Source organism: Empedobacter sp. UBA7611 (assembly GCF_002484365.1).
In the GTDB taxonomy this organism is placed as follows: domain Bacteria; phylum Bacteroidota; class Bacteroidia; order Flavobacteriales; family Weeksellaceae; genus Empedobacter; species Empedobacter falsenii_B.
Window position 1 is genome coordinate 488 of record NZ_DLJR01000083.1, and the last position, 2,719, is coordinate 3,206.

Here is a 2,719-nt window from a genome sequence, read left to right on the forward strand (position 1 = left end):
ATAAAACAATTTTCAAATTCATTAAATTCTTTCGCTAATTTGAGGCGAATACTATTAATTTGTTCTGATAATCTACGTTTTCTACGATTATAAATACTACGCTCAATTTTACAACTTAGCGCTTTAGGAAGATTTCGAAATAAATGATTTTCACTATCAATACCCATAAATTCAGCGGTTAAAACAAGACTTATGAGTTCTAAATCAAAAAGTTTAGGTCTTCTACGTTGGTAAATTAAAAGTGTATCTGTTGATGTTTTTCGTAGAACTTCCAATATTCTTTCGTAATTTACAAGTAAGTTGTTCATTGTAAATGTTTTGTAGTTAAAACAATTTACTAATTTTCAATCAAATGAACAACTTTATTATTTANNTATAAATCAAAATGCACAACGAGTTAATAATTAATGAATCTATACATCACTAAAATTATGTTTAACTTTTTTCAAAAAAGCACATTTTTAATTCTATTGGCATCAAGTACTCAAACATTTGCTCAAGACTCAATTCAACCAGATAATTCTTGGCATTTCAAAGTAGAGCCAAATATGATGTTGCCTCATATGAAAGGAAATGCGATTGTTTCTCGACTTCCGAATGTACATGTAAGTCAATCTCCATCAGACTTTTTTGAGCATTTGAAATTTGCCGGAATGTTAACTTTTGAAGCCGAAAATAAAGATTGGGTAACTACATCTGATATTATTTATGCTTCTTTAGCTGCAAATGTTAAAAAAATCCTTTAGTTTTGGATGGCAAATTAACAGCAAAACAATTCTCTTTCGAAGTTGGTTTATTGAGAAAAATAACTCCTTGGTTAGAAGCTGGAATTAGTATGAACTTTGTAAATATTAAATCTGGATTTGATGTAAATCTAATCAATCCAATTTCTTTAAAACCAATTCATTTAGATCGTAATGTTTCTAAAACCTGGGTAGATCCAATGTTAGTTGCAAGAACAAGAAATTTACCAAACAAAAGGTTTTTGTATAATGTTTCTGGAGAAATTGGAGGATTTGAAATTGGATCAAAATTAGCTTGGCAATTGGAAGGATTGGCTGGTTATAAATTCTCTAATTTATTTTACGCAATGGCGGGCTATCAAATTATAAGTATGGACTACGAAAAAGGAAGTAACAATTCCAACTTTGTTTATGATATGGATATGTTTGAACCGATGGTAAAAGTCGGATTTAATATAAAATAGTTTAAAATCAAACTGAAAAATATATAGAAAACGTTATCTATTAATGGTTGCGTTTTTTTACTTTTATAAAAATATAATTAGAAATGACTTTCAATTCACCAATCATTTCAGCACAAGAATTACAAGATAATTTGCATCTTAATAATTTAATTATTTTAGATTGTACGATTGATAAAGTTGGACAATCAATAAAAGATCAAGAATTAGAATTAATTCCAAATTCTCTTTTCTTTGATTTGGAAGGAAAATTTTCTGATCATTCTTCGCAATTTCCTCATACACTTGTTGATGAAGAAACTTTTACAAAAGAAGCTCAACATTTGGGTATTAATCAAGATTCTATCATCATTTGTTATGATCGTTGGGGCGTTTATTCGAGCCCGAGAGTTTGGTGGATGTTCAAAGCAATGGGACACAATGAGATATATGTTTTAGATGGCGGATTGCCTCTTTGGCAAGAAAATAATTTTGAAGCAACTTCTACTTATTTTCAACCTACTGTAAAAGGTAACTTTATCGCTGATTTTCAATCAAATTGGTTTGCTGACACACAAGTTATGTTAAATGCAATAAATGATGAGTCGAAAATGATTATAGATGCTCGATCAGAAGGGCGTTTCAAGGGTACTTCCCCTGAGCCAAGACAAGGTTTACGAAGCGGACATATTCCAACTTCTAAGAATTTATTTTTTGAGAATGTTTTAGCTGGTACAACATATAAATCAAAAGAAGAACTAAAATCTATTTTCGAAAAATTGACAGATTCATCCAAAGAAAATATTTTTTCATGCGGTTCTGGAATTACAGCTTCTATCCTAGCCTTAGCTTCAACAATTGCCGGTTTTGATGAGGTAAGAGTTTATGATGGTTCTTGGTCTGAATGGGGCGCTGACGAAAACTTACCGATTAAAAGATAATTTTCGACTTCTTTTTTCAACGAATTATAATCATTTAATTTTACAACTTTTACATTTTCACTTTCTTGTAAACCACAAGCGGTTGTTGTAATAATTGGAATTCCATAAGAAACAGCTTTTATAAGTTGTCGTGGTTGATTTTCGATAATTGTTGGATAAATGATTAAATCAATTTCATCATAATTTCCATTAAATTTTTCAACTTCGACATCATTCCAAAAATTATCCATTTCGAGATTTCGTCCAAGAATTACCAATTTTAAATTGAGTTCTTTTGCTAATTTTCGCATTTCATACGCTCCTTTTCTACCAATTGCAGAAGCAGGAAAAAGAATTTTATTCCCAGTTTTTTGATTCAAATTTTGTTCAATATTCCAATCAAGTTTCACAATTTTATTTTGAAACATTTTCTGAATATCTGTATGTGGACTAATAATTTTTTGCGCTTTGTTTAACGCATTATTTTCTAAATCAATTAAATTTTTATTTGCTCTAAAATCTTTCAAAGTCTTACTTTCTGGATAAATGAAATGTGAATAATCCAATCTTTCATGCAAAGTTTCAATAGGTAATCTTGTCATCAAAACATCAAAAG

4 protein-coding genes and 1 pseudogene are annotated in these 2,719 nt (G+C 29.5%); 3 read left to right on the forward strand and 2 right to left on the reverse strand.

Translation table 11 applies throughout. The features are described from left to right. Positions 1–308: pseudogene (locus tag B3R94_RS13975) on the reverse strand (IS982 family transposase); the annotation flags it as partial. Between the two features lie 123 nt (positions 309–431). On the opposite strand from B3R94_RS13975, the gene B3R94_RS13980 reads away from it, so the two are divergent. From B3R94_RS13980 to B3R94_RS13990, 3 genes are all read left to right on the forward strand, one after another. Beyond that, a complete protein-coding gene (locus B3R94_RS13980; protein ID WP_291101584.1) occupies positions 432–746 on the forward strand; it encodes a hypothetical protein in 315 nt (104 codons plus the stop codon). Between the two features lie 2 nt (positions 747–748). After that, on the forward strand, positions 749–1,207 hold the full coding sequence (locus tag B3R94_RS13985) for a hypothetical protein (protein WP_291074469.1): 459 nt from the start codon (positions 749–751) through the stop codon (positions 1,205–1,207). Positions 1,208–1,290: 83 nt separating this feature from the next. Further along, positions 1,291–2,124, forward strand: a complete 834-nt coding sequence (locus B3R94_RS13990) for a sulfurtransferase (RefSeq protein WP_291101587.1) — start codon at positions 1,291–1,293, stop codon at positions 2,122–2,124. On the opposite strand, the gene B3R94_RS13995 is transcribed toward B3R94_RS13990, so the two are convergent. Further along, a partial coding sequence (locus B3R94_RS13995) for a hypothetical protein (protein ID WP_291101590.1) occupies positions 2,067–2,719 on the reverse strand: 653 nt, incomplete at its 5' end. The genes B3R94_RS13990 and B3R94_RS13995 overlap by 58 nt on opposite strands.